Below are 21,155 nucleotides of genomic sequence, written 5' to 3'. Positions count from 1 at the left end.
CATGAGTAAACCGACTGCCAGACCTAAGCCGATCGTGTTAATCGTCGATGATATGCCAGACAGTATTGCCATCCTCTCTTCTTGTCTTGAGGATGAGTACCAGCTGCTCACCGCCAGCAATGGCCACACTGCATTAAAACTAGCAAAAGAATATCTGCCGGATTTAATCCTGCTTGATGTCATTATGCCGGAGCTGGATGGCTACTCTGTTTGTGCGCAACTCAAAGCCAACCCTGGTACAGCGAAAATTCCACTTATTTTTGTTACTGCCTTATTAAGTGCCGCCGATGAAGAGCGGGGCTTTGCAGCGGGTGCGGTGGATTATGTCAATAAGCCCATCAGCCGTGCCATTTTGCGCGTAAGGGTGCGTGCCCATATTGCTCAGAATAAAATGCATCATGAACTCTTGGCCTTTACTGAAGAATTAGAACAAAAAGAACAGGATGCAGAGAAATCCCAGCGCTTGCTGAATGCGGTGCTCGATGCCATCCCCATCCGTGTTTTCTGGAAAGACCCCGATTCCCGCTATATTGGCTGTAACCGGCACTTTGCCAATGACAATGGGGTCAGCTCATCAGAGGAGATCATCGGCAGAACAGACTTTGAGCTGATGCCCGAGCGCGCTAATGCCCTGCAAGCCTTCGCCCAGACTGTGATCCGCACCGGGCAAAGCCTGCTTAATCAGGAAGGGGCTATTACCACTCACGATGGCAAGCTCACCCATATCAGCCTGAACCATGTACCGCTGCTGGAAAGCGATGGCTCTGTCATTGGGATTGTGGGGGCTTATGAAGACATCACCCAGAGAAAACACACTTTTGATGCCTTACAAGAAGCCAAACTAAAGCTGGAAAACAAGCTGGAAGAAATCATTTCTTTGCAGGAAAAACTGCTGGAAGCCGCTTTAAGAGATTCGCTGACCGGCTTATACAACCGCCGTTATCTGGCAGAAACATTAGATATTATGCTGGCCCAGGCCACACGCAATCAGATGCCGCTCAGCGCGGTGATGATTGATATCGATCACTTTAAAACAGTTAATGATACCTATGGCCACCCGGCTGGGGATGAAGCACTGAAATGCCTGGCCCGCTTTTTAAGCGCTCAGGCCCGAACCAGCGATATTGTTTGCCGCCTTGGGGGAGAGGAGTTTTTAATTCTGATGATGGGCGCTTCAGCCGAAAACGCCCAAATTAAAATTGATAAATACCGTGAAGATTTTTCTAAAATCACCATCCGCCATCAAAACAGTACTTTAAAAATCACTTTTTCTGCAGGCATCGCGGTTTACCCGAATCACACTGAAAGCTCTAAAAAACTGCTTGAATACGCCGATTTGGCACTCTATGCCTCAAAGCATAATGGCAGAAACCGGGTTTCAATTTTTAGCTGAGCGCAGCCTCTATTGGGCCAACTCAATCAGACCACGGCCATTGCGTTTGGCAATATACAGCGCTTCATCGGCGCGCAGCACGAGCGCGCGGCCATTCTCATCCCCGCGCAACATGGCAATCCCGGTTGAAAACGTCACATCTAGGCGCTGCTGTTTATACATAAATGGATTGCGGCGGGCCACCTGCTGCAAACGCTCAAGCACATAGCGCGCACCATGAATATCGGTTTCGGCCAGCAAAATCAAAAATTCTTCACCACCATAGCGCACAAGAATATCTGACTCTCTTAAAACTGATTTTGCGAGACCAGCAATATGAACTAGGACGTTGTCGCCCACGGCATGGCCAAAACGATCATTCACTAATTTGAAATCATCCAGATCAAACAGCACCACCGATAATTTATGGCCGTGCCGCTGGGCAAGCTTGGCTTCACGTACTAAACGATTATCAAAACCCTGGCGATTCATTGCCCCTGTCAGCGCGTCTTGCTCTAAAATCTGCCGGTTAATGGCGAGGTTTTCTTCGATACTGCGCACAGAATCACGGATAGCCAGCAAATCGGTTTTCGATGCGGTTACGGATGAATGCATTTCAGACGTAGAATTAATGATGGTATTGAGCAGGGTTTCCAGCTTGCTGTGCGTATCGTCAGCACTGACACTCTGCTCTAAATGTGCACGTCTGGTATCTTGCAGCTGGTCTAAACTGGCGGTCATGGCCTCGTTGCCACCGGCTAAAGCGCTTAATAACTGCCCTGTGGTTTCGCCCATATCGCCAAGGATATCTTCCACCTTGTAAAGCAACTGCCATGCTTGTAAGGTTTCGTTCGATGTTTTGGCATCTGGCGATTTAATCGTGGCAATGGCGTTGTAAAATTTGGTGTAATTTTCAGGTGTAGGCGCTAATCCACGTTCCGAAAGCTTTTTAAGTGCAATCCGGGCAATTTCTACCGGATTGACAGACGCTGATACAGTTACATTAGACATAAGTGACACAAAGCCATTGCACAATAGTTTAGAAGAACGATTGTACGCAAACACGAGCGATGAATCCATGACAATACCCTTATTACCCTAGGAATTTAAACCGATATGCATATTCATATTCTCGGAATTTGCGGCACATTTATGGGTGGCATTGCTGCACTTGCCCGTACAGCAGGCCATACAGTAACCGGCTGCGACGCCAATGTTTACCCACCGATGTCTACTCAGCTGAAAGCACTTGGGATTGAGCTGATCGAAGGCTGGGATTCAGACCAGCTGTCTTTGGGCGCAGATCTGTATGTGATCGGTAATGTGGTTACGCGCGGCAATCCTTTAATGGAAGAAATCCTGAACCGCGGCCTGCCTTACACATCAGGCCCGCAATGGCTGGGCGACAATCTGCTGCGCGATAAATGGGTGCTCTGCGTTGCAGGGACTCACGGTAAAACCAGTACCAGCTCGATGCTGGCGTGGATTTTAGAATACGCAGGTTTAGCGCCAGGCTTTTTAATCGGCGGCATTCCGGAAAACTTTGGCATCTCTGCCCGTGCTCCTGGCGTGCCACGCCAGGACAGCGCGTCCACCTCGCCATTTTTTGTACTTGAAGCCGACGAATACGATACCGCTTTCTTTGATAAGCGCAGCAAATTTGTACATTACCGCCCGCGCACTGCCGTGCTGAATAATCTTGAATTTGATCACGCCGATATTTTTGCAGATCTGGCCGCCATTGAAACCCAGTTTCACCATTTGGTACGCACCGTGCCGGGCCTTGGGCGGCTGCTGGTGAATGGCAAGGAAGACAGCTTAAAACGAGTCCTCGATAAAGGCTGCTGGAGTGAAGTGGAATACTTTGGCGGTGCATCCGGCTGGCGCGCGGGCCGTTGCTTTGACGATGGCTTTGAAGTACTGCTTGGTGATCAGCCTCAGGGGCAATTGCACTGGGATCTGATAGGCGAGCACAATCAAATGAATGCGCTGGCCGCGATAGCAGCAGCCCGCCATGTGGGCGTAAGCCCTGCTGTGGCCATTGAAGCACTCGCAGAATTTAAAAACGTGAAGCGCCGCATGGAAATCAAAGGTCATAGCAAGGGCATTACGGTTTACGACGACTTTGCTCACCACCCAACCGCCATTGCCACAACTGTGGCGGGCTTACGCAAAAAAGTCGGCAATGCCCGCATTCTGGCCGTACTGGAGCCGCGATCCAACACCATGAAGCTGGGCAGCATGAAAGAAGCACTGCCGGGCAGCCTGCAAGGTGCGGACCTGATTTTCTGCTATGGCGCCAACCTTGGCTGGAGCAGCAGCGAAGCCCTTGCATCTCTGGGCACCAAAGCGCAAAGCTTTGATGATCTCAGCCTCTTAATTGAAGCAGTGCGCCTGGCCGCGCAAGCAGGTGACCATATTCTGATTATGAGTAACGGCGGTTTTGGTGGTGTGCACGGCAAATTATTAGCCGCCTTATAGAAAAATATCAGCGGGTGGGGAGTGGCAACGCGGATATCTGCGCTAAAAGCCCGCCAGATCACGATCCAGATCAAGGCAGGCCCCTCCCCTCGCTTAACGCAAAAGCATATACTGCGTAAGTAATTTCACTTAACGAAAAGACTTGGAGAAGACGCCAATGAGCAATCCGTATATCGAGCTGGTTAAGGCCCACGACGCCCTGTTACAAAAACAACATGCACCATTGTTTACGACCTTAGATGGCCTGACGATTGCGGCAAAGCAAGCGCAAACCTCCTCTCCCGTGGCCATGGTTTTTGCGCCCCACCCCGATGATGAATGCATTATTGGTGCTTTACCCCTGCGCCTGGCGCGCGAAGATGGCTACCGCGTCATCAATGTGGCCGTCACACTGGGCTCTAATTTGCCACGCCAGCCAGAACGGCTGGCCGAGCTGGATCGTGCCTGTCAGGTACTTGGTTTTGAATTACAGGAAACGATTCCCGGCGGCCTGATGGCGGTCAACCCGAAGACCCGCGAAAGCGATCCTGCCGCATGGGCAGAAAAAGTAGATGCCATCGCCGCACTGATCAAACAATACCAGCCCACAGTATGCGTTGTGCCTAACGACAACGACGGCCACGCCGCGCATATCGGCACGCATTTCCTCTTGCTGGATGCTCTGGCCAAGCTAGGCCATGCCTGCTTTGTGGTGCAATCTGAATTCTGGCGCGCAATGGCCACACCAAATGCGCTGATTGAAACGAATATTGCTGACACCGCTGATCTGATCGCTGCGCTGGCTTGCCACGTGGGCGAAGTGCAACGTAATCCTTACCACCTGCGCTTAACCTCATGGATGGCCGACAATGTACGCCGCGGGGCAGAAGTAGTGGGTGGAGCCGGTGTTGCCGCGCCTACGTTCTCTTTTGGCACGATCTACCGCATTGATCGCTTTGACGGCAAAGCCTTGCAAGACAATGGCCAGAAATACATTCTGTCCGCAGAACAGCGGATAGGCAGTTTGTTTAAGTAATAACTCAGGGGTGCGCGAACTTGTGCCCCCTGGGGCATTACTAAATACAAAATGATCGTTAAAAAGCCGATTTTCTCAGGGTGTGCAAGTCGATTTTCTTGTGCACCGCTTTCTGAGCACAAAAGCTGCGTCCTTGTACCCCCAGAGAAGTACCGGTCAATGCCGTGGCTTAAGTTGATGAATCCGGCCACGGCCTTATGACCGCCCTACTCATACTGCAAACCTTCCCACAGCGCATCCATCAGTACGCCGTCCCGGTCTTCTGAGTATTCCCAAAAGAAAGCGCCTGCCAGGCCCTGTTGCTTCACAAAAGCCATTTTGTGAGCAATAGAAGTTTCGTCTTCATAGCTGACAAAGCGCTCCCCAGCCATCAGCCAGGGCGCTTTAGCTTCATCATCCCAGTGTTTTACCGCGCCGGCCGGAATCAGCTCGTGCACAATCTGGCTATAGCTGGCGCTGCCATTACTCTTTGCAAGCCCTGCCTCACCCAAAGCAGGGGCAATCAGGCTGCGGCCATAAAACGCACAGCCTAAAACCAGTTTATGCGCAGGCAGGCCATTGGCCGTCAGTAAGGCCACTGATTTGGCGCAGCTATCGCCTTCCGGATCTGCCGGGGTGTTAAACAGATTGCTGTGATGACCAGCACGAGTCGCCCAGCCATTATAAAAATCGTAAGTCATTAAATTAATAAAATCGCATAGCTCGGCCACTGCGGGCATCTCTACGCCATCAAGATAATACTGGCCCGCACCGGCAGCGATAGTCAGCAAATAAGAATCGCCATGCGCTTTGGATTCTGCATTCAGCTGGCGGCGCAGCTCGGCCAGCAGCAGCGTAAAATTGTGCTTGTCTTCAGGCCTTGCCTTAATCCCTGCCATATCATTGGCCGGATATTCCCAATCCAGATCAATGCCATCAAAACCATGCAGATGCATAAAGCGGATTGCAGAGGCCGCAAACTGCTCGCGCGAGCGGGCCGTTAAAGCCGCGTCCGAGAAGCCTTCTGCTCCCCAGCCACCAATTGAAATCAGTAATTTAAGATGAGGATGCCTGGAGCGCAGACCGCGTAAATGAGCAATCCCCTCCACCGCACGAGGCTGGCTTTGATCTTTACTTTGCTCCGTAAACAGCACTACTTCGCCATCCTGAATATTGGCAAAGGCATAGCAAATGTGCGTCAGCCTTGCGGCATCGCGCTCCAGCGGCAAACCAGACCAATCCGTCCAGCCCGCGATATAGCCCAATAAAATATGTTTCATAGCGTCCTCATCTGCACTCAACCCTGCCCATCGCCAAGCGGCATAGACCGCCCTGCTTACAAGGCAGCAATCACCGACATTTCTACTTTATAACGCGGATCAGCCAGACGAGCCTCTACCGTTGCGCGGCAAGGGGTATGACCGGCAGGCACCCATTCAGACCATGCGATATTCATTGCATCGTAATCGGCCATATCCGCCAGATAAATTGTAACTGAAAGAATCTTTTGTTTATCAGAGCCAATTTCACCTAATAATTTATCAATAAAGCCCAATACTTCAACGGTTTGGCTTTTTGCATCAGCTTCCAGATTTTCCGCAATTTGCCCGGCCAAATAAACCGTATTATTGTGCACCACAATTTCAGATAAACGCGGACCGACGTGATAACGCTGAATTGAAGACATTTAGAACTCCCTTTAAATTGAAGAAAAGCTTAAAAAAATCTGCAGGCACAGAGATCAATAAGAACACAGCGCACTCGGAGAAAAACAGAATGAATATAAATTTTTTTGTTTTGAATAAATTGCAGGTTTTATCATTATGTAAGCAGCATTCTGCGGCAATGAATTTCTTTATTTTTCTCTGCGCGCGCTGTGCTCTTTCACTTTCCCCGTGTCTGCAAATCTTTGTTCAAGTATATAGGAAACACAAAAAAGGCGAACCCTCGTTCGCCTTTTATATGATTAAACCACGGTGCGCAGCCGGAAAGAGAAGTCTTGCAATGCGGCAATACCGCTGGCTTCAGCTCGGTTACACCAGTCCTGCAGCAGTTTCACCAGCTCAGGACGGGATAAAGCTGAGCGCTCCCACAAACGTGTTAACTCTTGGCGCATCTGATAAATTTGCTCCAGCACAGTGCTTTCTGCCAGCACCTTCGCCAGGATTTTCTGATCCTGCTCAGGCGTATCTTTGGCATCCTGCTTAAGCCAGATTTTCATTTGTCGTACCGGATCAAAATCAATTTGCGGCAATCTGGCGCTATGGCGCATGCGTTCTACTTCTTCGCCTACCGTGCCTTTTAAGGTTCGCGCATAATTGGCAGCAATCGCATAGCGGTTTGCAATAATCGCTTGTAAAGAGGCTTCATCCAATTCACGTTTTGCCGCTGCAGATAAAGTCATTTTAGGCGCAATTTTACGCACCTTTGCCAGGCCAAAAATCTGCAGGCTGCGGATATACATCCAGCCAATATCAAATTCAAACCATTTATAAGACAGCTTGGCCGATGTGCCAAAAGTATGGTGATTATTATGCAATTCTTCACCGCCAATAATAATTCCCCATGGAACAATATTGGTGGATGCATCTTCGCATTCAAAATTGCGATAGCCCCAGTAGTGGCCAATACCATTAATAATGCCGGCAGCGGTCAGAGGAATCCAGATCATTTGCACGGCCCAAATCCAGATGCCATTAACGCCAAACAGGCAAAGATCGATCAGCAGCATCAGCACAGGGCCAAGCGTATTGTATTTGCCATACAGATGGCGCTCTAAAAAATCATCGGGTGTGCCATGACCATACTTTTGCATGGTTTCTTTATTCGCGGCTTCGGCGCGATACAGCTCGTAGCCTTCCCAGAATACTTTTTTAATCCCGTAAATTTGCGGGCTGTGCGGGTCTTCCGCCGTCTCACACTTGGCATGGTGTTTACGGTGAATAGATGCCCATTCCTTAGTGATCTGCCCTGTGGTTAACCAAAGCCAGAAGCGAAAAAAATGACTTGCAATCGGGTGCAAATCCAGCGCACGGTGCGCCTGATGCCGGTGCAAAAAAATGGTTACTGATGCAATCGTAATATGCGTCAATACCAAAGCCACCAATATATAAGCCCACCAAGGCAGGTCGATCAGCCCATTAAGCCAGTTCATTTTCTTATCTCCACACAGGCCAGCAGCCTGTTTTATTTTTTGTAAGCACGGATTCTACGCAAGACTTGCCGATCAGGCAGCATCAAGTGGCGGCTTTAATGCCGTCGAATTCAGCACGGTAACTTCACGCCGGGGGTAAGGGATCTCAATATTGTGCTCTTGAAACAAGCGCCAGATCTTTAGATTTAGACCAGATCGCAAAGAAAGCTGACCATTTTCTGGATCGGCCAGCCAAAAGCCCAATACCAGATTAATACCACTATCCGCAAAGGCCGAGACAAAGGCGCCGGGCGCTGGCGTGCTTAAGATTCGCGCCTCGCCTTCGGTCACGGAGCGGAGTAAATCCAATACAAAATCCAGATCTGTACCATATGCCACTTGAACAGGCAGTGAAGTCCAGATCGATTTATCGTTATACGATTGATTGACCACCGTGGAGGTAATCAGCGTGTCATTAGGCACTAAGGCTTCTGTACCATCCGCAGATTTTAAAACCACATAACGCGCCGTAATGCTGCTTATGGTGCCAAGGCGATTATCAATCTGCACCAAATCGCCAATTTTGATTGAGCGGTCGAGCAAAATAATAAAGCCCGATAAATAATTAGATGCAATTTTCTGCAAGCCAAAACCCAGGCCCACCCCCACCGCACCACCAAAAACAGACAGCACCGTTAAATCAATCCCCACGAGTGGCAGGGCAATCACAATGGCAAAAATCAGCAACAGCACGCTGGATATCTTAGACAGCACCACACGAACATTCATATCCATCATCTGGCTGGACATCAGCCGCCGCTCTAACTCCCGCCCTATCCACATCGCAATCAGCAGGGTCGCGGCAACAGACAACAGGCCCTGCCCGATGGTTAATACCGAGATATGTGCTTTGCCCACCGGCAGGCTGATGCTGTCGAGCATTTCAGCGACTTCTGGTGAAATACCCAATACATGCAGGGCATAGATAAACCAGATCGATCCGGAGATATATTTCTCCCAGCGCATCACCCAGGATGCGCCATCAAAAACACGGCGGATCACATAAACAAGGATACGAATATTGGCCATGGCCAGCAGAAGCACGCTCGCCAGAGCAATCAGCTTAAAGGGCGGTACAAACCAAGCTTTAAGAATAACGCCCGATAAAACCACTAATAAATATGCATTTAAAGGGAAAAACGCCCGCAGTAATCCTTCCCCCCCCATGCGCCAGTGCCAGCTGTTCTGATCTGGATTCACTCTGCGCTTTACGGTGCGATTCACCCACCAGGACAATCCTAAGGCCAGTAAAACCATGCCAAGCTGGGCAAAAAACTGCGGATGCAAATAGCCCTGATCACCCAGCTCGTTTACAAAATCAATTAATAAATTATTGCGTGAGCTCATGAGCTTTGACGAATCCGCTTAATTGTTTCGGTGGTGGAAGTCGCAAATAAGAAGGGAATAGAATGCACGCTGCCGCCCCACTCCAGAACCTGCTTACTGCCCACAATATGCTCGGGCGCCCAGTCGCCGCCTTTTACCAGCACATCAGGATGAAGCGCCAGAATGACATCCAACGGGGTATCGGCATCAAACCATGTTACAAGACTCACGCATTCCAGCGCAGCCAGCACTGCGGCACGCTGCTCAGTATGATTCACCGGCCTGTCTTCCCCCTTGCCAAGGCGTTTAACCGAAGCATCAGTATTAATCGCCACCACCAAACCCGCCCCCAATTCACGCGCCTGGGCCAGGCAAGTCACATGGCCACGGTGCAAAATATCAAAACAGCCATTGGTAAAAACCAAAGGGCGAGGCAGGCTGGCCAGCCTTGCGGCTAATTCTTCGGGCGGGCAAATTTTTTGTTCAAATAAAGGGCTGGGATATATGGACATTTTGAATTGGGAAGGCTGAAAAGATTGATCATAAACAAGGGATCTGAGCGGATCAAAGTATTAATTTGTCCACTACCCATTTTGGCAGATAAAACCTGCACAAGTTCAATATGCCGTAAGGATATAAAACCAATGATTGCGATGATAAAATTCAAAAAACATACCGGACAATCGCAGTTCGGATACATACTCTGCTGATGCACCCGAATCAAAAAGTCTGAATCAATTCAGCCCTAGATTAAAGCTCACAAAGAGAGGCGCGTTATGGCTACATTTCATTTATTTATTATTGGCGACGAAATCCTGTCCGGACGTCGTCAGGATAAGCACTTTGCCCATATTCTGGAAACGCTTAAAAAAAGAGGCCATAAAGTGGCCGCGGCATCCTACTTACCCGACGATAGCGCCGTGCTCACTGAAGCCTTTAAACGCAGCCTCAGTGCAGGTCAACATGTGATTTCTTGTGGTGGCATAGGCGCAACACCCGATGATCACACCCGCCTAGCATTTGCCAAGGCATTAGGGCTGCCGCTGAGCTTGCACCCTGAGGCCGCTGAACTCATTACGACCCGCTTTGCCGAAGCCGCTTACCCGCACCGCATTCAAATGGCGTATTTTCCAACGGGCAGCGGGCTGATCCCTAATCCGGTTAATCAAGTGGCTGGCTGCTTTATGCAGCATCATTATCTGGTGCCAGGTTTTCCCAGCATGGCATGGCCGATGCTCGACTGGATACTCGATCAGCACTATAGCGACGAGGCACCTGAGGCCACGCTATCCATCGTCTTACTCAATGCCCGCGAAGGCGAGCTGATTGGCGTGATGCAGGCATTTACCACGCGCTATCCTCAGGTTGGCTTTAGCAGCCTGCCCTCGTATGGCAACGAGCTTCACCCTGAGCCGCATATTGAATTTAGCATTACCGCAGAACCAGAATTAGCCGCCGAGGCGATGAGCTATTTTCAGGCTAGTTTAGATGCTGTGCTGAATTCGCAGGCCGCCAAGTAAATTTGATTCACCCAAAAAAAACGCCTCATCGGAGGCGTTTTTTTATTCAAATGCAGCTTTATGCGTCTAACAGCTGCAAAATCGCCTCAGTATGCTTTTGCATTAAAGCCATATCCGCACGCGATTCCACATTTAAACGCACTACAGGCTCAGTATTGCTCGAGCGCAGATTAAAACGCCAATCGGCGTATTCCATGCTGATGCCATCGGTAAGATCAACGATTAAAGCATCGCCTTCATAGACAGCACGAACACGAGCAATCGCAGCTTTAGCATCCGTTAGCTTGCGGTTAATCTCACCTGAAGATGGATAAGCCGCAATGCGCTGCTCAACCATGGCGGACAATTTTTGCTCGCGGCGGCTCATCAGCTCGATCACCAGCAGCCACGGAATCATACCGCTGTCGCAATAGGCAAAATCGCGGAAATAATGATGGGCACTCATTTCACCGCCATAAACCGCGTCCTCGAGGCGCATCCGCTCTTTAATAAAGGCGTGGCCGGTTTTACTTTGGATCGCTACCCCGCCCGCAGCTTGCACCACATCGACGGTATTCCAGGTTAAACGCGGATCATGGATGATTTTCTGGCCTGGGTTCTTTTGCAAGAAGGCTTCCGCCAGCAGGCCAACGATGTAATAGCCTTCAATAAAATCGCCACGCTCGTCAAACAAGAAACAACGATCAAAATCGCCATCCCAAGCAATTCCTAAATCAGCGCCATTCGCAATCACCGCATTGGCGGTGTCTGCACGGTTTTCAGGCAAGAGTGGATTAGGGATGCCGTGTGGGAAAGTGCCATCAGGCTGGTTATACACTTTGATAAATTCAACCGGCACTGCTGCCGCTTTAAATTTGGCCTCCAGCGCATCCACCACATGCCCAGCCGCGCCATTGCCAGAGTTCAGGACAATTTTTAATGGGCGCAGAGCGGATAAATCCACATAGCCCATCAGGTGCCCGATATAAGCATCCAGGACAGACAGCGAACTGATACTGCCGCGCTGAGCAATCGGGGCAAAATCAGCCGATTCGGCCAGCTGCTGAATATCCCGCAGGCCAGTGTCGCCGCTAATCGGCACCGCACCGCGCTTCACCAGCTTCATGCCGTTGTAATCCAGCGGATTATGGCTGGCAGTCACTTCAATCCCGCCATCCACATCAAGATGAAACGCAGCAAAATAGACTTCCTCAGTACCGGTCATGCCCAGATCGATGACATTGCAACCCGCATCCATCAGGCCATTGGCCAGTGCCAGCTTTAATTCTTCACTGGTCAGGCGCACATCGCCACCCAGCGCCATGCGCTGCGGTTTGAGTAGCTGGCCGTAAGCGCGGCCAATACGATAAGCAATATCGGTATTAAGCTCAGTGCCCAGCTGGCCACGGATATCGTAGGCTTTAAAACACGTTAAACTTGTCATTGGTTTACTCGAAAGAAGCATTGCAAATAAGCGATAGAGATAATAGAAAACCCAAGTCTTGAACCACGGAGGCCCCAGAGAGCACGGAGTTTCACGGAGAAAACCTGAGTGAAGGCCCAAACGCCTATGAGCGCTTCGCCGTGCATGCCTTTCACCCTCCACAGCTGCTTCGTACTCGTATTGCCTTTCTCCGTGGCCCTCTGTGTTCTCCGTAACTCCGTGTTTTAAGATTTGGGTTTTTTAAAGCCTTACTCGAAATAAGCTCGGGAATGAAGATGCACGCTAGCGTCTTTCACGATTTCTGCCTTGCTTGCCCAGCGATAACGCGAATGCTGCTCGCCCAGTGGCAGGGCCATATCGGATTCATCAAGCTGCAGTGTGTAGGCAAGCACCACATAATGCGTGCCAAAACCATCCACACGCCCGGCATTGCTATCGTAAAAGTGCTCGTAAACGCCCAGCCACTGGGCCGAAGAGCGGTTCAGCGCCACGCCCAGCTCAGCCTTTGTCAGACGTAAAAAAGCCGCATCCAGCGTTTCGTTTTTTTGTACCCGCCCACCCGGCACAAACCAGTGATCACAGGCGGGCTGGTTGTTGCGCCAGCCCAGCAGGGCTTCACCTACCGGGTTTTGTACCACCAGATCAATCGAGATCAGCGGCGCGCGCTCAACCACCTGCAAAAAATCAGCAAACGGCAGCAGGCTGGCAGCTTCGGGCTTACTTGCTGCGGCCATATACATCTTCGAAACGTACGATATCGTCTTCACCCAGATAGGAGCCAGACTGCACTTCGATCAGCTCCAGCGGCATCTTGCCCGGGTTTTCCAAGCGGTGAGTTGTGCCTAAAGGGATATACGTTGATTGGTTTTCTGATAAGAGAATTTCCTGATCCCCATTCACCACCCTGGCCGTACCCTTCACCACGATCCAGTGCTCGGCACGGTGGTAATGCATTTGCAGGCTGAGCGATGCGCCCGGATTCACCACAATCCGCTTCACCTGGAAGCGCGAGCCAGAGTCGATGCCTTCATAGCTACCCCAAGGGCGGTACACGCGGCGATGCGTAACCGATTCGCTGCGGCCCGCTTTATTTAAGCGCTCCACAATCTTTTTCACGTCCTGCACATGGTCTTTATGCGCCACCAAAATCGCATCGGCGGTCTCTACAATCACCAGATCCTGCACACCAATCGCTGCAATCATGCGGGTTTCGCTGCGGATATAGCTGCCGCTTACACGGTCCAGCATCACATCGCCCAGCACGCTATTGCCCGCTTCATCTTGCGGCGTCACATCACGCAAAGCCGACCAAGAGCCAATATCGCTCCAACCCAGGCCAGCAGCTGCAATGACTGCCGCATGGGCGGTTTTTTCCATTACCGCGTAATCAATAGAATCTGATTCACACGCCGCAAAAGCATCGCTATCTAAGCGCAAGAAGTCTAAATCGCGCACGCCTTTGGCAACCGCAACCTGTACCGCTTGCAGCATGGCCGGCTGATAAGTCGCCATTTCACGCACATAGGCATCGGCGCGGAACATAAACATGCCGCTATTCCAGTAGTAATCACCCGAAGCTAAAAACTGTGCAGCACGCTCAAGATTTGGCTTTTCTACAAAGGCAGCAACGGCATAGGCGTCGCCAGACAGGCTATCGCCACGGCGGATATAACCGTAGCCGGTTTGCGGCTCAGTGGGCGTAATGCCAAAAGTAACCAGCTTGCCTGTTGCAGCCACGCTTGCGGCCTGCGCCACCAGGGCTTGAAATACATCACCAAACTGAATCACATGATCTGATGGCAAAACCAACAGCATGGCGTCCGGATCTTCTTCCAGCGCAATCAATGCAGCTGCCGCTACCGCAGGCGCCGTATTACGGCCCATCGGTTCTAAAACCACCTTTGAATCGCCCATACCCACGGCACGCAATTGCTCAGCCACCAGAAAGCGGTGCTCCTGATTACTGATCAGCAGCGGCGCCACAACATCCGGCATTCCTTGCAAGCGTGTTGCTGTTTGCTGCAGCAAGCTTTGATCACCGTGCAATTTTAAAAACTGCTTAGGATAGCCGCCACGGGACAGCGGCCACATACGACTACCCGAACCACCACAAAGAATTACCGGAGTTATTGACATGAACGATCCATAAAATTTAATTGAGCTGTCTGAAAAACATGTGATATTACGAAAAATACATTTCTATTTTTATTAAATAATGAATAAAAAATTATTCAACAGTATTCTCTAATAAAGCGTTTTCTAAATAAGCACAGGAATTATTTTCGCAGATCCAAAGAATGATGACAAACAAAAGCCCAATAAAAATTTATTCAATCTTTATTGGGCTGCATTGTAGTGAGTTTAAATTGTTACTTGCTGACGGCCAATCGGGTAATACTCAAAGCCTTCTTTTTGCATACGCTTTGGATCAAATAAATTCCGGCCATCAAAAACCAATGCGTTTTTTAGCTGAGCCTTAACTTCAGTAAAATCAGGGCTGCGGAACGCTTTCCATTCTGTCACAATCACTAAGGCATCAGCACCAGGTAATACTGCCATTGGGCTATCCCCGTAGCTTAATCCTTGCCAGTCAGGCATCACACGCTGTGCCTCATGAATAGACACAGGATCATGCGCAGCCACTGTGGCACCATGATTCAGCAAATACTCAATAATCACCCGGCTTGGCGCATCGCGCATATCATCCGTATTTGGCTTAAAAGCAAGACCCCATAAAGCAAAATGCTTGCCTTTAAGATCATCACCAAAACGCTTCACAATCTTATCAACCAGCACTGATTTTTGCGCATGGTTGGCTTTTTCTACCGCATCCAATACTTTCAGGCTGATGCCGTGCTCTTCTGCAGTGCGCTGTAAAGCTTGTACATCTTTAGGAAAACAAGAGCCACCGTAACCCACACCAGGGTAAAGGAAGTGGTAACCAATACGCGGATCAGAACCGATCCCTTTTCGCACCAGCTCGATATCCGCCCCCATCACCTCGGATAAATTAGCTAATTCATTCATAAATGAAATACGCGTGGCCAGCATGGCATTGGCTGCATATTTAGTCATTTCAGCCGAACGCACATCCATAAATAAAATACGATCATGATTACGCACAAATGGCGCGTATAAAGAGCTCATTAAATCTTTAGCAGTATCATCATCCGTGCCAATCACAATACGATCCGGGCGCATAAAGTCTTCAATCGCAGCGCCTTCTTTCAAGAATTCCGGATTAGACACAATCGCAAAACTGGTCTGCTCACCACGCTGCTGCAGCTCATCATAAATAGCCGCACGCACTTTATCTCCCGTCCCAACCGGCACGGTAGATTTATCCACAATCACCTTATAGCCATTCATATGGCGGCCAATGCTTCGCGCTGCGGCCACTACATATTTCAAATCTGCTGAGCCATCTTCATCCGGCGGCGTACCAACAGCAATAAACTGAATCGTACCGTGATCAACCGATTCTTTAATATCGGTAGTAAAACGCAAACGCCCTGCCGATACATTACGTTTAATCATTTCCTCAAGGCCAGGCTCAAAAATCGGCACCCCGCCTTCCTGCAAAATTCGAATCTTATTTGCATCCACATCCAAACACACTACGTCGTTGCCATACTCAGCCAGACACGTACCTGTAACCAAACCCACATAACCAGAACCAATAACGGTAATTTTCATTATAAAAACACTCCCACAATTAATAATCTTTATGAATCAGCTGCCCAATCGCCTTAACAATAAAAAGGGTATTAGTTACCAAATAACGTTTCCACAAGCGCCGCGGCTCCGAGCACAGGCGATGCAGCCATTCTAAACCTGAATTTTGCATCCACAGTGGTGCACGAACAACCGTTCCAGCGTGATAATCAAAAGCTGCGCCCACGCCTATCATCACACCCATCACTTTTCCACGCTGCGCAGCCATCCACTTCTCTTGCTTGGGGCAACCTAAGCTGACCCAGACCACACCCGCCCCGGAATCATTAATCTTATTGATTATATTGACTTCTTCCAGAGGAAATAATGCGCGAAAAGGGGGGGAATATGCACCCGCAATTTTTAAATGAGGAAATTGCTCCGCCAATCGCAGCTGCAAAGCACTTAAAGTCTCTTCCCGTGCGCCATACAAATAAATCGAAGGCCAGTCTGCCGATTTATTTGCCTCGGCACAATATTTCCACATTAAATCCGGCCCGTTAATCCTTTGCTGCTGAGTGTAACCTAATTTTCTCATTAACCAGGCAACCGGTGCTCCGTCCGATGTTGCCATATCTGCATTTTGAATAACATTATAAAACTCAATATCACTGCTTGCCGTTACCACAGAATGCGCATTGCATATACAAATATACCGGGAGTCCCGCTTATTACCCCAAACCTTAATTTTGTGTAAAGCAAGATCCCAATCAATCACATCAATAAATGCACCAAGAACTGACACCGTTTTTCTGGCAAACGTAAAATTTATTTCTACTTCTGACATGAAAGTAACGCCTCGTCATAGATATTCATCAATATTTCATAATTTTTTTCAGGCGTATATTCTGCTAAATACTTGGCACGTGCATTACGCCCCATCTCGGCCATAGAATCAGGGTGAGCATTTGCCCAGCTCATTTTTTCTGCCAGATCATTGGCGTCACCCGCATTAAACAACAACCCCGTCACCCCATCCTCAACTAAATGACAAAGAGAGCCAAGGCGGCTGGCAATCACAGGTAAGCCACATGAATACGCCTCAACAAGAGTCATCGGCATATTTTCATAACAAATACTGGGTAAAACCAAGGCCTGGCACGATTGCATCAGCAGCCTCACATTCTGCTGAGGTAATGCGCCCAATAGTGAAAGATGATTTATATTTTCTAAATAAATCCGCTCGTCACCATCACCCACTATATTTAAAAAACCATGCTGTTCTGCATTAAATGCAGCGGCAAAAATTCTTGCCCCCTTCTCAACAGAAAGCCTGCCAACATACAAAAAACCGGCACGGGGCTGAGTCGTTAATCCCCAATCTTCTGCAAAATTAGGTTTAATAAATATATTATCTGCACGCATGCCACCCTGAATATATTTAGTTTTACTAAAAGAATTCAAAGCAATAAAAGCATCAATTTTTTTCCGGTAAGTTCCCAGTGCACGATGAGCAAGCAGCACACCCGTCAACGCAGCAGTCTGTGTAAATGATTGTCTGTAACAACGATGCAAAATACCACGCCAAGGAGTTTTTCCTAAGCAATCTTCACAAATTTTACCATTACGCAAAAAAGTAGCCTGAGGGCAAAACAAACGGAAATTATGCAAAGTCTGAACAACAGCCACTTTAAAATGATGCGCCGCCCAAAAAACAGAAGGAGAAACCAGAGGAAGAGTATTGTGAACATGAACAATATCAGGTTTAAATTCTTTAATCTTATCGCTTATATCTGAATAAGATTTTTTTGAGTAAACCGCCTGAGACATCAGACTTATTTTTGATTGCCCAACAATATCATCATTATGGCGTAAAAAGACTTCGACCTGATTGCCAAATTTTCTGAGCAATGCGGCCTCATTGGCAACGACGGAGTCTTCACCACCTTTTTGCTGATAGACATTATGCACAATCAAAATCTTTCTCATTCGTTCTCGCAAAAAAAATCAAACATAACATCAGAGCATTTCATTAATATAAATATCATTTAATACACAATATTTTAGCTGAAAAAACCCATTTCCCAGGAAAACATCAGACAGGCTGCAGTAAATGCCTGGATTTCACGTCTGTAATGGCTTCTTTATATATGGCAAGAAGCAAATCAATATTTACTTCAGAACTATAAGAGTTCAGGTATTTCTCTCTGGCATTTCTTCCCATTTCCAGCATTAAATCAGGGTGCTCAGTGGCCCACTGCATTTTTTTTGCTAAATCAGCAGAATCTCCAACATTAAATAACAGCCCCGTCACACCTTCTTCAACCAGCTCTGCCAATGCCCCAATTCTGCTCGCAATCACTGGCAGACCATTCATAAAAGCCTCAAGCAGAATCATAGGCATATTCTCATACCAAATACTTGGCAAAATCAAAGCCGCACTTTTTTGCATTTCAGAACGAACACCACCGGCAGATAAGATGCCAAGCTTCTTTATCGCCGGATACTGTGCCAGCAGAAACGAATCTTCCCCTTCGCCGGCTACGCTTAATTGGCCATGGGCCTGATGATTAAAAGCCCGGACTAAAATATGAAGGCCTTTTTCAGGAGAAAGACGCCCGGCAAATAAAAAACCATTACGCTTAACAACAGCCGGATTTATATCCGGAATAAAATTGGGTTTAACACGTATTTTTTCGGCAGGTAAACCACCTTCAATAAATTTATTTTTACAAAATGCATTCAAAGCAATATAACGACTCACATTCTTTTTATATGTTCCGAGGCCACGATGTAAATGAAGCATTCCTGAAACAACAGCAGACTGCGATAAAGAAGAACGATAGCAACGGTGAATCACACTACGCCATGTATTACGGCCCACACAGCGCTCACAGATATGACCTTTACGTAAAAACATAGCCTGAGGGCATAATAAGCGGAAGTTATGGAGAGTTTGCACTACGGGAATTTTAAATTTAGCAGCAACCCAATACAATGAAGGGGAAATTAAAGACAGTGTGTTATGAACATGAATCACATCAGGTTTAAAACGCTGCAGTAAAACATTTAATTCGCAGTAGGTTTTACCAGACCATATAGCCTGTTGAAAAATAGAAAGCCGGTTTAATCCAGACAACTCATTATTATGCCGAAAATAAAGTTCAACCTGATGCCCATATGACCTCAGCAAAGCAAGCTCATTTTCAACAACAGAATCCTCCCCTCCTCTTTGCTGATAAGAATTATGAACAAGCAAAATGCGCAACATTAATATAATTTCCTAAAAAGCGGCATGTGCAGACAATTCATGATTCCATCAGCAAAATTTCTTGCCATATTCTCTACACTAAATTCTTTTGAGCTTTGCAGACAAGCCGTTTTCATTGCCGCCAATCTATCGCTGTCACGCAATAAATCAACCACTGCAGCCGAATAATCTTGTAATGAATCAATGGAAACGACTCCATTTACTCCATGATTAAGATAAACAAACTCCGGGCTATGCAGACCACAATCCGTGGTTAATACAGGTGCAGCACCTACAAACGCATCTAAAATACTTAAGCCAATTAAACCAGGATTCAGCATTACATCGGCGGCAGCTAAAATTTCAGCTTTTTCCTCCCCTTTTACTAGGCCCACATATTTTGCCCATGGATATTGAGCACAAAAAGCTTCAACTAAATGCCGCTGAACACCATCACCAGCAATAATCATTTCAAAATCACCAATCTCATTTTTAATTAAAAGCAGGGAATCCAGTAAAAATTCAATGCGTTTTTCATGATAAAAAGACCCCATAAAAACGCCCACCCGGCTGCCGGACAGCCCTAATGCATTTTTTATGGATTGGATATCATCAATCGCCTCAATATGCAGATTAAGCACCTGGGTATCAATCGAGTTATTGATAATGGTAATTCTATCCTCAGGAAAGCCAAACCCGGTAATGAGCGGCAGACTCATCGATGTATATGCAAACCACCAATCTGCTTTTTTTGCCGCACGGCGTTTAAATTTTTCCCGCAGGCTATTTGCATCTCCTTGCAAATTAGCCCCATGGCCCAGCAAAGCAAATTTTGTCTTCTTATAAAAGTATTGAAAGAATAGATTAAATACCAGCTTATTTTCATGGCTGCAAATAACTAAGTCAGCCTCTTTTGACTGGTGATGAAATGACTGCCAGCATATTTTTCCACCCAAAAAATAGTGATTAGGTAAAGACTCTGCCCATGCTAAAACGCCTGAATCATTCTTAAGCAGCTCTTCCTGATTCGGTAAACCATGCAGTACACGTAAATTACAGCCCCTGCTTATCAGCTCGCGCTTTAATGCTTCAAAAAAAGGAACACGATAATGTGGCAAGCGTCTTTGCACAAAGAGGACGGTTGGAAAATCATTATTAAAATTTTTATTTGTCATGATTTTATGGTGAAAAGAAATATGAATAATTCTGATTAAACACTAATTTTTTAGTTGATGAGCTTCAAACAAAGTTAAAGCCTGAATGGGATAATGTGCTGTCAGCTTAAAAAATGACTCAAGTTTGCCCCATAAATCATGCTCATCCAGCTCCCAGCTATGCCCCCAAAGATGAAAAACAGAAGAATGATGATGAGCGGCAGCAAGCTGTGCTTCCATAAAACGCATAAACTCTTTCTCGCTCCAGCGCATCCTGACAATATTAAATTTTGATATGCGCGGATATTTTATTGCGTTTTTAGCCAATACAAATGCACTGTGCGGATAAAACTGGAAACTAGTCGGCATAAGCCATGCTGATTTGCCTAAATCAAAACATAAATTTTCAACCGTTCTGGCATAGTCAAAACCAGCAGCCTGCACAGCTTGAATCGTGCGCGAATCAAAAACGCCACCAGGATAACAAAAGCCATTAACTGCATGACCTAAATCATCTTCAAGCGCAGCCTTACCAGCACAAATTTCATGCTTTAAAACATCATCAGGCAAACCATTTAAATAGCAATGGGTAAGTGTATGCCCGCCTATTTCAAAATTCTGATCCAGCCGCCTCAGCTGCTCTTTAGCTAAAACTTCCCGCCCTTCTTTATTAAATGCCGGCACAAAAAATGTACCCTTTAAATTATATTTACTCAGCATATCCGCAAGGCGCAGGTCTGAGGGATGACCATCATCCCAGGATGTTAAAAACAACATAAAGCCCCCGC

19 protein-coding genes are annotated in these 21,155 nt (G+C 47.7%); 4 read left to right on the top strand and 15 right to left on the bottom strand.

Annotated elements, in window-relative coordinates; all coding sequences use genetic code 11:
• The first annotated feature begins 1 nt into the window (after position 1).
• On the top strand, positions 2-1,393 hold the full coding sequence (locus tag CSQ88_RS12040) for a diguanylate cyclase (protein WP_099398342.1): 1,392 nt from the start codon (positions 2-4) through the stop codon (positions 1,391-1,393).
• Positions 1,394-1,402: 9 nt separating this feature from the next.
• Here CSQ88_RS12040 and CSQ88_RS12035 read toward each other — a convergent pair whose 3' ends face one another.
• Entirely contained in the window at positions 1,403-2,452 is a 1,050-nt protein-coding gene (locus tag CSQ88_RS12035; protein ID WP_099398341.1) for a GGDEF domain-containing protein, read from the bottom strand.
• Positions 2,453-2,488: 36 nt separating this feature from the next.
• Between CSQ88_RS12035 and mpl the strand changes: the two genes are divergently transcribed.
• The gene (gene mpl, locus CSQ88_RS12030) at positions 2,489-3,853 is read left to right on the top strand and encodes a UDP-N-acetylmuramate:L-alanyl-gamma-D-glutamyl-meso-diaminopimelate ligase (protein WP_099398340.1); all 1,365 of its coding nucleotides are present in this window, start codon (positions 2,489-2,491) and stop codon (positions 3,851-3,853) included.
• Positions 3,854-4,010: 157 nt separating this feature from the next.
• Entirely contained in the window at positions 4,011-4,868 is an 858-nt protein-coding gene (locus CSQ88_RS12025; protein ID WP_099398339.1) for a PIG-L deacetylase family protein, read from the top strand.
• A gap of 206 nt (positions 4,869-5,074) precedes the next feature.
• On the opposite strand, the gene CSQ88_RS12020 is transcribed toward CSQ88_RS12025, so the two are convergent.
• From CSQ88_RS12020 to CSQ88_RS12000, 5 genes are all read right to left on the bottom strand, one after another.
• On the bottom strand, positions 5,075-6,127 hold the full coding sequence (locus CSQ88_RS12020) for a glycoside hydrolase family 18 protein (protein WP_099398338.1): 1,053 nt from the start codon (positions 6,125-6,127) through the stop codon (positions 5,075-5,077).
• Positions 6,128-6,183: 56 nt separating this feature from the next.
• The gene (locus tag CSQ88_RS12015; RefSeq protein WP_099398337.1) at positions 6,184-6,534 is read right to left on the bottom strand and encodes a RidA family protein; all 351 of its coding nucleotides are present in this window, start codon (positions 6,532-6,534) and stop codon (positions 6,184-6,186) included.
• A 279-nt stretch (positions 6,535-6,813) separates the two neighbouring features.
• On the bottom strand, positions 6,814-8,001 hold the full coding sequence (locus CSQ88_RS12010; protein WP_099398336.1) for a fatty acid desaturase: 1,188 nt from the start codon (positions 7,999-8,001) through the stop codon (positions 6,814-6,816).
• A gap of 72 nt (positions 8,002-8,073) precedes the next feature.
• A complete protein-coding gene (locus CSQ88_RS12005; protein ID WP_099398335.1) occupies positions 8,074-9,387 on the bottom strand; it encodes a mechanosensitive ion channel family protein in 1,314 nt (437 codons plus the stop codon).
• Positions 9,384-9,878 (bottom strand): adenylyltransferase/cytidyltransferase family protein, encoded by a 495-nt coding sequence (locus CSQ88_RS12000; protein ID WP_099398334.1) that lies wholly within the window; start codon positions 9,876-9,878, stop codon positions 9,384-9,386. Before CSQ88_RS12000 ends, CSQ88_RS12005 begins: the two co-directional genes overlap by 4 nt.
• 264 nt (positions 9,879-10,142) lie before the next feature.
• On the opposite strand from CSQ88_RS12000, the gene CSQ88_RS11995 reads away from it, so the two are divergent.
• Complete coding sequence (locus CSQ88_RS11995) at positions 10,143-10,886, top strand: molybdopterin-binding protein (protein ID WP_099398333.1); 744 nt, start codon at positions 10,143-10,145, stop codon at positions 10,884-10,886.
• A gap of 58 nt (positions 10,887-10,944) precedes the next feature.
• Here CSQ88_RS11995 and cpsG read toward each other — a convergent pair whose 3' ends face one another.
• From cpsG to CSQ88_RS11950, 9 genes are all read right to left on the bottom strand, one after another.
• Positions 10,945-12,309, bottom strand: a complete 1,365-nt coding sequence (gene cpsG, locus CSQ88_RS11990) for a phosphomannomutase CpsG (RefSeq protein ID WP_099398332.1) — start codon at positions 12,307-12,309, stop codon at positions 10,945-10,947.
• Between the two features lie 248 nt (positions 12,310-12,557).
• On the bottom strand, positions 12,558-13,043 hold the full coding sequence (locus tag CSQ88_RS11985; protein ID WP_099398331.1) for a GDP-mannose mannosyl hydrolase: 486 nt from the start codon (positions 13,041-13,043) through the stop codon (positions 12,558-12,560).
• Positions 13,027-14,445: a mannose-1-phosphate guanylyltransferase/mannose-6-phosphate isomerase gene (locus CSQ88_RS11980; RefSeq protein WP_099398330.1), complete on the bottom strand. Its 1,419-nt coding sequence runs from the start codon at positions 14,443-14,445 to the stop codon at positions 13,027-13,029. Before CSQ88_RS11980 ends, CSQ88_RS11985 begins: the two co-directional genes overlap by 17 nt.
• Before the next feature lie 225 nt (positions 14,446-14,670).
• Positions 14,671-16,005: a UDP-glucose/GDP-mannose dehydrogenase family protein gene (locus CSQ88_RS11975; RefSeq protein WP_099398329.1), complete on the bottom strand. Its 1,335-nt coding sequence runs from the start codon at positions 16,003-16,005 to the stop codon at positions 14,671-14,673.
• A 19-nt stretch (positions 16,006-16,024) separates the two neighbouring features.
• Positions 16,025-16,810, bottom strand: a complete 786-nt coding sequence (locus CSQ88_RS11970) for a WecB/TagA/CpsF family glycosyltransferase (RefSeq protein WP_099398328.1) — start codon at positions 16,808-16,810, stop codon at positions 16,025-16,027.
• A complete protein-coding gene (locus CSQ88_RS11965) occupies positions 16,798-17,952 on the bottom strand; it encodes a glycosyltransferase family 4 protein (RefSeq protein WP_099398327.1) in 1,155 nt (384 codons plus the stop codon). Before CSQ88_RS11965 ends, CSQ88_RS11970 begins: the two co-directional genes overlap by 13 nt.
• Positions 17,953-18,058: 106 nt before the next feature.
• A complete protein-coding gene (locus CSQ88_RS11960; protein ID WP_099398326.1) occupies positions 18,059-19,234 on the bottom strand; it encodes a glycosyltransferase in 1,176 nt (391 codons plus the stop codon).
• The gene (locus tag CSQ88_RS11955) at positions 19,234-20,388 is read right to left on the bottom strand and encodes a glycosyltransferase family 4 protein (RefSeq protein ID WP_099398325.1); all 1,155 of its coding nucleotides are present in this window, start codon (positions 20,386-20,388) and stop codon (positions 19,234-19,236) included. Before CSQ88_RS11955 ends, CSQ88_RS11960 begins: the two co-directional genes overlap by 1 nt.
• Positions 20,389-20,430: 42 nt before the next feature.
• Positions 20,431-21,144, bottom strand: coding sequence for a polysaccharide deacetylase family protein (locus tag CSQ88_RS11950; protein WP_099398324.1), 714 nt, complete (start codon positions 21,142-21,144; stop codon positions 20,431-20,433).
• Positions 21,145-21,155 lie beyond the last annotated feature (11 nt).

This window comes from Iodobacter sp. BJB302 (genome assembly GCF_002735645.1).
Classification (GTDB): Bacteria; Pseudomonadota; Gammaproteobacteria; order Burkholderiales; family Chitinibacteraceae; genus Iodobacter.
This window is presented reverse-complemented; position numbering and strand designations above follow the sequence as displayed.

Excerpts from the sequence above, each read along its gene's own strand:
- CSQ88_RS12040 (WP_099398342.1), top strand. The coding sequence starts at position 2 with ATGAGTAAACCGACTGCCAGACCTAAGCCGATCGTGTTAATCGTCGAT.
- CSQ88_RS12035 (WP_099398341.1), bottom strand. The coding sequence starts at position 2,452 with ATGGATTCATCGCTCGTGTTTGCGTACAATCGTTCTTCTAAACTATTG.
- mpl (WP_099398340.1), top strand. The coding sequence starts at position 2,489 with ATGCATATTCATATTCTCGGAATTTGCGGCACATTTATGGGTGGCATT.
- CSQ88_RS12025 (WP_099398339.1), top strand. The coding sequence starts at position 4,011 with ATGAGCAATCCGTATATCGAGCTGGTTAAGGCCCACGACGCCCTGTTA.
- CSQ88_RS12020 (WP_099398338.1), bottom strand. The coding sequence starts at position 6,127 with ATGAAACATATTTTATTGGGCTATATCGCGGGCTGGACGGATTGGTCT.
- CSQ88_RS12015 (WP_099398337.1), bottom strand. The coding sequence starts at position 6,534 with ATGTCTTCAATTCAGCGTTATCACGTCGGTCCGCGTTTATCTGAAATT.
- CSQ88_RS12010 (WP_099398336.1), bottom strand. The coding sequence starts at position 8,001 with ATGAACTGGCTTAATGGGCTGATCGACCTGCCTTGGTGGGCTTATATA.
- CSQ88_RS12005 (WP_099398335.1), bottom strand. The coding sequence starts at position 9,387 with ATGAGCTCACGCAATAATTTATTAATTGATTTTGTAAACGAGCTGGGT.
- CSQ88_RS12000 (WP_099398334.1), bottom strand. The coding sequence starts at position 9,878 with ATGTCCATATATCCCAGCCCTTTATTTGAACAAAAAATTTGCCCGCCC.
- CSQ88_RS11995 (WP_099398333.1), top strand. The coding sequence starts at position 10,143 with ATGGCTACATTTCATTTATTTATTATTGGCGACGAAATCCTGTCCGGA.
- cpsG (WP_099398332.1), bottom strand. The coding sequence starts at position 12,309 with ATGACAAGTTTAACGTGTTTTAAAGCCTACGATATCCGTGGCCAGCTG.
- CSQ88_RS11985 (WP_099398331.1), bottom strand. The coding sequence starts at position 13,043 with ATGGCCGCAGCAAGTAAGCCCGAAGCTGCCAGCCTGCTGCCGTTTGCT.
- CSQ88_RS11980 (WP_099398330.1), bottom strand. The coding sequence starts at position 14,445 with ATGTCAATAACTCCGGTAATTCTTTGTGGTGGTTCGGGTAGTCGTATG.
- CSQ88_RS11975 (WP_099398329.1), bottom strand. The coding sequence starts at position 16,005 with ATGAAAATTACCGTTATTGGTTCTGGTTATGTGGGTTTGGTTACAGGT.
- CSQ88_RS11970 (WP_099398328.1), bottom strand. The coding sequence starts at position 16,810 with ATGTCAGAAGTAGAAATAAATTTTACGTTTGCCAGAAAAACGGTGTCA.
- CSQ88_RS11965 (WP_099398327.1), bottom strand. The coding sequence starts at position 17,952 with ATGAGAAAGATTTTGATTGTGCATAATGTCTATCAGCAAAAAGGTGGT.
- CSQ88_RS11960 (WP_099398326.1), bottom strand. The coding sequence starts at position 19,234 with ATGTTGCGCATTTTGCTTGTTCATAATTCTTATCAGCAAAGAGGAGGG.
- CSQ88_RS11955 (WP_099398325.1), bottom strand. The coding sequence starts at position 20,388 with ATGACAAATAAAAATTTTAATAATGATTTTCCAACCGTCCTCTTTGTG.
- CSQ88_RS11950 (WP_099398324.1), bottom strand. The coding sequence starts at position 21,144 with ATGTTGTTTTTAACATCCTGGGATGATGGTCATCCCTCAGACCTGCGC.